Consider the following 6,646-nt stretch of genomic DNA (forward strand, 5'->3'; position numbering starts at 1 on the left):
GACGGTCCAATAGCCCCTGGGAAATGCGTGATTCGCGGGGTTCGGGTGGCTGGTGCGACACCTAAGGACGTCGTTATGCTCCGCGCGTGGAGCTTGAGGTGAGGCATCTACGTGCGCTGTGCGCCATCGCCGACACCGGCAGCGTACGCAAGGCCGCGCGGCAACTGGGCATGACCCAGCCCTCCCTGACCACGCAGCTGCGGCGCATCGAGAACGCGCTGGGCGGCCAGCTCTTCATCCGCGAGCGCTCCGGCAGCCGGCCGACGCCGCTGGGCCGGACCGTCCTGCACCGCGCCCGGCCGATAGTGGCGGAGATGACCGCGCTGGTCCACGAGACCAGGTCGGCGGTGGTGCGCGAGCAGGGCGCGCGGCTGCGCGTGGGCAGCACCGGCAGCCGTGCGGTGGCCGGCTGGCTGCGCCGGCTGCGGGCCCGGCTGCCCGAGACCGACACCACGATACGGATCGACCTGTCGGGCAACACCCTGCTGCAGATGGTCGCGGCGGGACAGCTCGACGCGGCCTTCGTGCACGAGGTCGAGGGCTCGCCGCTGCGCGTCCCCGACGGGCTGGTCGAGCGTGAACTCCTCGCCCGCGAGCCGCAGTTCATGGCGCTCCCGGCGACGCACCCGGCCGCCGCGCTGGAGGCCGTCACGCTCGCCGACCTCGCCGAGGACCAGTGGATGGTCGACCCGTCCGTGGACGGCGAGTGGGCCGGGCTGCGGCGGATCTTCACCGCGGCCGGGATGGACCCGCGCGTGGTGCACGGCGACTATCTCGCCGCGGGCGACCTCGTGGCGGCCGGCGAGGTCGTCGCCCCCTGTCAGCCGACTGCCCGCCCCCGCCACGGCATGGTCGTCCGCCCCCTGCGCGGCGACCCACTGGCCGTACGGCTGTTCCTGGCGTACCGCGGCGGCGGACGCGACACCGAGTGGGTCGACGCCCTCTTCGACGACCTGCGGGCCGCGTACATGGAAGTGGCCTGGTCGAGCACCGCGTACCGGAAGTGGCTGGTCAGACACGAGAGTCTGCTGGCGGTGGGGTCCTAGGGCGGGATCCGGAGGGGCCCTGTGCGCTTGCCCCGTATGCCGTGCGGGGTGTGGCCGGGGCGAGGAGAATCCGTAGCGGAGGCTCGTGCACTGCCGGGCAGTCGGGATTCTTCGAAGATTTTTCTCCCCTTGTGTCGAGGACCGGCCGCCGGCTCCGACGTCTCCGGTGAGAGGCGCCCGGCCGGACGCCGACAGCTCCCGAGGAGTGAGCGACATGAAGTACATGCTGATGATCCAGGCGAGCCAGGCCGACTACGACGCCATGAGCGGCAAGGATTCCGGTAAGACGCCGTGGACCGAGGGCGACCTCAAGGCGATGTTCCAGTTCATGGAGAGCCTCAACAACGATCTCGCCGAGAACGGCGAGATGATCGACGGGCAGGGGCTGAGCGAGCCCGCGCAGGCCCGCGTCGTGACCCCGGGCAAGGACGGCGTACCGGTCGTCGCCGACGGTCCCTACGGCGAGACCAAGGAAGTGCTCTGCGGCTACTGGGTGCTGGACTGCGCGTCCCTGGACCGCGCCACCGAGATCGCCAAGCGCATCCTGCAGTGTCCGGTCCCCGAGGGCGCCGAGAACGGCCCCGTCACCATCCGGTCCATCCCCGACAACCCGCCCTGCGAGGTCTGAGGCGGCCGGAGGTCGTGGGCGCACCGGAACGGACCGAGGACCTGCTGCGCGCGCTCGCGCCGCAGGTCCTCGGCGCGCTCGTCCGGCGGTACGGCCACTTCGACCTCGCCGAGGACGCCGTACAGGAAGCGCTGCTGGCCGCCGCGGTGCAGTGGCCGAAGGCCGGCCGCCCGGACAATCCGCGCGGCTGGCTGATCAGGGTCGGCGCGCGCCGGCTCACGGACCTGCTGCGCAGTGAGGAGGCGCGGCGGCGGCGTGAGGAGACGGCGTACGCGCTGACGCCGCGCGACGAGTTCCACGCCCCGGCGCCCGGGGAGAGCCGCGCCCCCAGCGAGGACGACACCCTCACCCTGCTCTTCCTGTGCTGCCACCCCGCGCTGGCCCCGGCTGCGCAGACCGCGCTGACGCTGCGCGCGGTCGGCGGCCTGACCACGGCCGAGATCGCCCGTGCGTACCTGGTGCCGGAGCCGACCATGGCGCAGCGGATCAGCCGCGCCAAGCAGCGGATCAGGGCGGCCGGCGGGCGTTTCAGGGCGCCGGCCCCGGAGGAGCGCGCCGCGCGGCTCGGCGCGGTCCTGCAGATCCTGTACCTGATCTTCAACGAGGGGTACACCGCGACCTCCGGCAGTCGGCTGCAACGCGTCGAGCTGGCCCGCGAGGCGATCCGGCTGACACGGTCGCTGCGCGCGCTGCTCCCGGAGGACGGTGAGGTGGCCGGGCTGCTGGCCCTGATGCTGCTCACCGACGCCCGCCGCGCGGCGCGCACGGCGCCCGACGGGTCGCTCGTCCCGCTCGTCGAGCAGGACCGCGGCGCCTGGGACCGGGAGGCGATCGCCGAGGGCGTGGCGCTGGTCAGCGACGCGCTCCGCCGCACGCCCCTCGGCCCGTACCAGCTCCAGGCCGCGATCGCCGCGGTGCACGACGAGGCGGTGCGCGCCGAGGACACAGACTGGCCCGAGATCCTCGGCCTGTACCGCCTGCTGGCCCGGATCGCGCCGAGCCCGGTGGTCACCCTCAACGAGGCGGTCGCGCTCGCCATGGTCAGCGGCCCGCAGGCCGGCCTGGACCTCCTCGCCACCGTCGCCGGCGACCCGCACCTCGCGGACCACCACCGCCTCGATGCGGTCCGCGCGCACCTGCTGGAGCAGGCCGGGGAGCGCGCCGAGGCCCGGGCGGCGTACGGACGCGCCGCCGAACGGGCGCTCAGCGTCCCGGAGAAGCGCTATCTGCAGACCCGGGCGGCGCGGCTGCGGTGACGCGGCTGCGGTGACGCGGCTGCGGTGAGGGGACGCCGCGCCCTGGGCCCCGGTTGTGGAGCGCCCCGGAATTCGGTCAGAGGCGGCGGATCCGGGCGGAAATGCCATGACCGACAAGCAGGTAAATCACGGCAGGCAGACCGTAATTGAGGAGCACGCGAAGTCCTTCCGTGTCCATGGTGAAAATGTCCTGCGACCACCAGGCGAGCCCGTCCGCGAAGCTCTCCACGAAATCGACGAAGACATTCGCCTGGTTGGCGCCCAGCAGGTAAAGCAGAATCCACAGGATGAGGAACGCCGCGGCAATGTCGGCGATGGTATGGATGATCAGCGCGGTGCGTGCCGTGCCGGCGCCGTCGCGCGGGCGGCGGTACCGCTCCTGACTCCGGCCGCCGTACCCCGGCTGCCCCTGGTCGTACGGCGCGGCCGGGCCGGGCTCGTACGGGGCGTGCCCGCCGTCGTAAGGGGCCTGCGGGGCGTACGGGCCGTCCATCGGCGCGGAGTTGTGGGGGTTGCTCACGGGATTTTCCCATCCGGCGCGGAAAACGCCTCGACGAAGATGAATTGATCACGGTCGGTGGCACGCCGGGGCGTTTCCGTCCGTATTTCTGCCGGTGCTTTCCGCACCCGCATTCCTCTCAGCGCCGGAAAGCCCCCGCAGCGTTACGGCCCGGGTTGTCTCCGGTAGCCGGTGCACAGCGGATAAGCTGGCGGAATCGCCCGCTGGGGCATGGTCTGGAGCGTCGGTGTGGCGGGTACGGGAGAGCGGGTGACCGTCGGTGGGTACGAGTGCCGGGATGGCGGCCGTGCTGCGGACCCTGCATCCGGTCCGCAGCGGCCAGGGACTGATCGGCAGCGACCCCGGGAACTGCGCCCGGGTGCTGGGCGTGGACGGTGTCGCGCTGTCACTGCTGGCCGGCGAGCGCGCCACCGAGCTGGTGTGGGCGTCGGAGGGCGACAGCCGCCGGCTGGAGGACCTGCAGTTCACGCTGGGCGAGGGTCCGGGCGTCGACGCGGTGGTCCGCGGCTCGCTGGTGATCGAGCCGGACCTGAGCCGGCTGCCCGCCGGGCGCTGGCCCCTGCTGCTGCCGGAGCTGACGGCGCTCGGCACCGGCGCGGTGTTCTGCTTCCCGCTGCTGGTCGGCCGCGTCTGCCTGGGGGTACTGACCCTCCAGCGGCGGGCGAGCGGGCCGCTGACCGACGCCGGCATGGACGACGCGCTGATCCTGACCGGCGCGCTGACCGCCGTGCTCTTGGACGGCGGGGCCGCGAGCGACGCGCTCATGGCCGTGGAGCGCCCGTCCGACCTCTATCGTGCGGCCGTCCACCAGGCGACCGGCATGATCAGCGTGCAGGCAGGGATACCGCTGTCCCAGGCACTGCTCCGGCTGCGCGCGTACGCCTACCGGCACGGCCGGCCCATCCTGGAGGTCGCCGAGGACGTGGTCGCCAGGCGCCTGGACTTTCGTAACGATGGACCCGAGCCGGACCCGTCCGGCCGGAAGAGGAGATGATGGCGGTGGCTCCGCAGGAAAGGGTGCTGCAGGCGTTCGGCGAAGCGGTCGGCACGCTGATCGACGACTTCGACCTGATCGACGCGCTGCACCGGCTGTGCGCGCGGGGCGTCGAACTCCTCGACGTGACCGCGGTCGGCATCATGCTCGCCGGCCCGCGCGGTGACCTGCAGGTGCTCGCGGCTTCCGACGAGCGCACCGGGCTGCTGGAGCTGTTCGGGCTGCAGAGCGAGGAGGGCCCGTGCGCCGAGAGCTACCGCACCGGTGAGGCCCTGGTGAACGCCGGCCTCGCCGCGCCCGACGCCATCGCTCACTACCCGGTGTTCGCCGAGCGGGCCCGGCAGGCCGGGTACGCCACCGCCCACGCGCTGCCGCTGCGGCTGCGGCAGCGGAGCATCGGCGCGATAGGCATGCTGCACGCGGGGCCGCACACGCTGGATTCCTCGGGGGTACAGCTGGGCCGGACGCTCGCCGACGTGGCGACCATCGCCGTACTCCAGCAGCACACGATCGAGCAGGGCAACGTCGAGCGGGCCCAGGTGCAGGCCGCGCTCGTCAGCCGTACCGTCATCGAGCAGGCCAAGGGTGTGCTCGCGGAGCGCTGGGCGACCGGCGTCGACGAGGCGTTCGACGCGCTGCGGGGCTATGCCCGCCGGCACGGCGAGCGGCTGGCCGACGTGGCCCGCGGGATCATCGACGGCACGCTCGATACCGAGGCGCTCCGGTAGCGGTTCAAGCGGCTGCCGCAGTCCTACGGGCCGCGGCCGTCATCCGCGGACCCGCCGCCGCGCCGCCCGCCGTGCAGCCGGGCCAGCGTCTCCTCCGCGATCTCGGGCAGCGGCCGCCCGGTCACGAATGCGTCGGCGCGCAGCCGGGCGAGCGCCTCGGCCACCGGTACGCCCGTCTCCTGGGAGAGCATCCCGGCCGCGCGGTGCGTACGGCCCCAGTGCGCGTCCATCATCGGCGTCGGATTCCACGGCAGCGCGGACGGCGCCGTCAGCAGCGCGACCGTCGCGGCGCGCGCGGCCCGAGCACAGTTCCGTACGGTCTCCTCGTCCGGCTCCCACGCCTCGTGCCGCAGCAGATCGATGGAGCCCACGGGGTGCTCCTCGCTGCCGTCGGTCATCGGGAAGGCGTACACCGAGCCGACCTCCCGGAGCTCCTGGCGGGCCGCGGCGCCGAAGATCGGCCACTCCGTCAGCCGGCCGTGCAGATCGGCCACGATCACCACCCGCCCGGTCGCCGCCGCCGTCACGCACGGCCCCTCGCCCACCTCGAACTGGATCTCCTCCAGCCGCATCGCCGCCGCGCCGCTCGCGTGCAGGAGCTGGCGGTCGGGGGTGTCGGTGAGCAGCGAGAGCGTCGCCCCGTCCACCGGAAGGGCCGCGCACAGCGCCTCGCACAACCGCTCGGGGAGCCTACGCGCGTCCCCCTCGGCGGCAGCGGCCAGCACCAGCTCCGCCGCGGCGGACGAATCCGTCATACGATCACTTGCCCCGGTCGGTGGTCCTCTCGGTAAGGGCTGCCCTCACGGGTAGCCCTCCGGTCCCGCGGACAAACCACCTGCCCGGCCAACGGATCGGCCACACCGCCGAGCCGTCGGCCCGGTGTGGCGCTCGGGACCGTGCGCCGAAGGGACAGTCACCCGAACCTCCGTGATCTTTTGTGATCCGCCACGATCCGCCGTGCGGCACATGCGGGCAGTTGTCGTCAACGGTCACGCGGCGTGGCGTTCTGGTGCAGGCTGCCGTCCTCGGTACACGCAGCGGGGCGTGGGCCGGGCCGAGGAGGGCAATCGTGGTGGCGGGGGAGTCGCGGCGCGGAGAGCCGCGTGAGGAGCGGCGGGTGGGGAACCTGACGGAGCCGCGGACAGGGACGGTCGACCGCCGGGCGGAGGTGGCGGAGATCGGGCGGATGATCGAGGGGGCCTCGCCCGAGGGGCCGGTGCGGCTGGTGACGTTGACCGGGGTCGGCGGGGTGGGGAAGACCCGGGTGGCGCTGAATGCCGCCGCCGCACTCGAGCCCCGCTTCCGCGACGGGGCGTGGCTGGTGGAGCTCTGCCCGATGATCGATGTGCTGGCGGAGTACCTGGCCGACCGTGAGCTGCTGCTGGTGCTGGACACCTGCGAGCACCTGACCGATGCCTGCGCGTTCGCCGCCGAGGCACTGCTGAGGGCGGCGCCCGGCCTGCGGATCCTGGCG

The 6,646-nt window shown here is 73.2% G+C and carries 7 protein-coding genes and 1 pseudogene; 6 read left to right on the forward strand and 2 right to left on the reverse strand.

Annotation, left to right across the window (positions count from 1 at the left end):
• The first annotated feature begins 98 nt into the window (after window positions 1-98).
• The 3 genes from IF04_RS0129110 to IF04_RS0129120 all read left to right on the forward strand — a co-directional run bounded on the left by IF04_RS0129110 (window position 99) and on the right by IF04_RS0129120 (window position 2,930).
• Complete coding sequence (locus IF04_RS0129110) at window positions 99-1,046, forward strand: LysR family transcriptional regulator (protein WP_030264351.1); 948 nt, start codon at window positions 99-101, stop codon at window positions 1,044-1,046.
• Between the two features lie 214 nt (window positions 1,047-1,260).
• Complete coding sequence (locus IF04_RS0129115) at window positions 1,261-1,674, forward strand: YciI family protein (RefSeq protein WP_030264354.1); 414 nt, start codon at window positions 1,261-1,263, stop codon at window positions 1,672-1,674.
• Between the two features lie 14 nt (window positions 1,675-1,688).
• The gene (locus tag IF04_RS0129120) at window positions 1,689-2,930 is read left to right on the forward strand and encodes an RNA polymerase sigma factor (protein ID WP_030264356.1); all 1,242 of its coding nucleotides are present in this window, start codon (window positions 1,689-1,691) and stop codon (window positions 2,928-2,930) included.
• A 76-nt stretch (window positions 2,931-3,006) separates the two neighbouring features.
• Here IF04_RS0129120 and IF04_RS39960 read toward each other — a convergent pair whose 3' ends face one another.
• On the reverse strand, window positions 3,007-3,423 hold the full coding sequence (locus tag IF04_RS39960; protein ID WP_425428466.1) for a hypothetical protein: 417 nt from the start codon (window positions 3,421-3,423) through the stop codon (window positions 3,007-3,009).
• Between the two features lie 286 nt (window positions 3,424-3,709).
• Between IF04_RS39960 and IF04_RS0129130 the strand changes: the two genes are divergently transcribed.
• Entirely contained in the window at window positions 3,710-4,444 is a 735-nt protein-coding gene (locus IF04_RS0129130; protein WP_245654544.1) for a GAF and ANTAR domain-containing protein, read from the forward strand.
• On the forward strand, window positions 4,444-5,172 hold the full coding sequence (locus IF04_RS0129135) for a GAF and ANTAR domain-containing protein (RefSeq protein WP_037961083.1): 729 nt from the start codon (window positions 4,444-4,446) through the stop codon (window positions 5,170-5,172). The genes IF04_RS0129130 and IF04_RS0129135 overlap by 1 nt, the downstream gene beginning before the upstream one ends.
• 23 nt (window positions 5,173-5,195) lie before the next feature.
• Here IF04_RS0129135 and IF04_RS0129140 read toward each other — a convergent pair whose 3' ends face one another.
• Window positions 5,196-5,927 carry a GAF and ANTAR domain-containing protein gene (locus tag IF04_RS0129140; protein ID WP_030264366.1) on the reverse strand — a complete coding sequence of 244 codons (732 nt, stop codon included), beginning with the start codon at window positions 5,925-5,927 and terminating at the stop codon, window positions 5,196-5,198.
• A 362-nt stretch (window positions 5,928-6,289) separates the two neighbouring features.
• Between IF04_RS0129140 and IF04_RS36145 the strand changes: the two are divergent.
• Window positions 6,290-6,646: pseudogene (locus tag IF04_RS36145) on the forward strand (LuxR family transcriptional regulator); the annotation flags it as partial.

Origin of the sequence: Streptomyces violens (assembly GCF_000717745.1) — a bacterium.
GTDB lineage: Bacteria > Actinomycetota > Actinomycetes > Streptomycetales > Streptomycetaceae > Streptomyces > Streptomyces violens.

Excerpts from the sequence above, each read along its gene's own strand:
- IF04_RS0129115 (WP_030264354.1), top strand. The coding sequence starts at position 1,261 with ATGAAGTACATGCTGATGATCCAGGCGAGCCAGGCCGACTACGACGCC.
- IF04_RS0129140 (WP_030264366.1), bottom strand. The coding sequence starts at position 5,927 with ATGACGGATTCGTCCGCCGCGGCGGAGCTGGTGCTGGCCGCTGCCGCC.
- IF04_RS0129135 (WP_037961083.1), top strand. The coding sequence starts at position 4,444 with ATGGCGGTGGCTCCGCAGGAAAGGGTGCTGCAGGCGTTCGGCGAAGCG.
- IF04_RS39960 (WP_425428466.1), bottom strand. The coding sequence starts at position 3,423 with ATGGACGGCCCGTACGCCCCGCAGGCCCCTTACGACGGCGGGCACGCC.